A 656-nucleotide genomic window follows, 5' to 3' on the forward strand; every position below is an offset into this window, starting at 1 on the left:
CGTGCGGCTGCTCGGGACGGGTGGCCTCGGCCGTGAGCTGACGGCGCTCGGCGAGCACCGTGCTGACGGAGTCGGCGAGGTGCTGCTGGGCCAGCGCGGCGTCGTCCAGGCGCGGGCGGCCGGCGAGCCAGGACGCACCGGTTCGGGTGGCGACGGTGCGCAGGATCTCGGCCTGGTCGGCTTCGGGCAGGGCCCGGTAGAGGGAGTGTCAGCTTCTTGGCTCTTCCAAGATTTTCGTAGCCGGGTGCTTCAACGCGCCCGTGATGCCCCGGGGTTGTTCGTGCCAGCGTGGTGGCGTGTGTTGTCGCGGTGGAGGAGCTGCTGCCGCAGCTGGCGGCGGTGCGGGTGGAAGCGGGCGATGGCCCGTTGCGGATCGCGGCCCGGACCCTGGACGGTGCCCCGGTCGTTTGTCCGGGGTGCGGGCGAGCGTCGGGGCGGGTGCATTCGCGGTACGTACGGCGTGTCGCGGACGAGGCGGTGGGTGGACGCCCAATGGTGATCGACTTATCGGTGCGACGGCTGTACTGCGAGAACGCCGGCTGTTCCAGGGCCACCTTCGTGGAGCAGGTCGCCGGGCTGACCCGCCGCTACCAGCGCCGCACGCCGGCCCTGCAGAGGGTCGTGGAGGCCGTGGGTTCGGCGCTCGCGGGATCGGC

1 protein-coding gene is annotated in these 656 nt (G+C 72.4%); it reads left to right on the plus strand.

The window, feature by feature from the left end:
* Positions 1 to 345: 345 nt before the first annotated feature.
* Positions 346 to 656, plus strand: a 311-nt coding sequence (locus ABD323_RS43380; protein ID WP_344447527.1) for a transposase family protein, incomplete at its 3' end; no start/stop codon positions are given.

Origin of the sequence: Kitasatospora nipponensis, from assembly GCF_039528135.1 — a bacterium.
GTDB classification, from domain to species: domain Bacteria; phylum Actinomycetota; class Actinomycetes; order Streptomycetales; family Streptomycetaceae; genus Kitasatospora; species Kitasatospora nipponensis.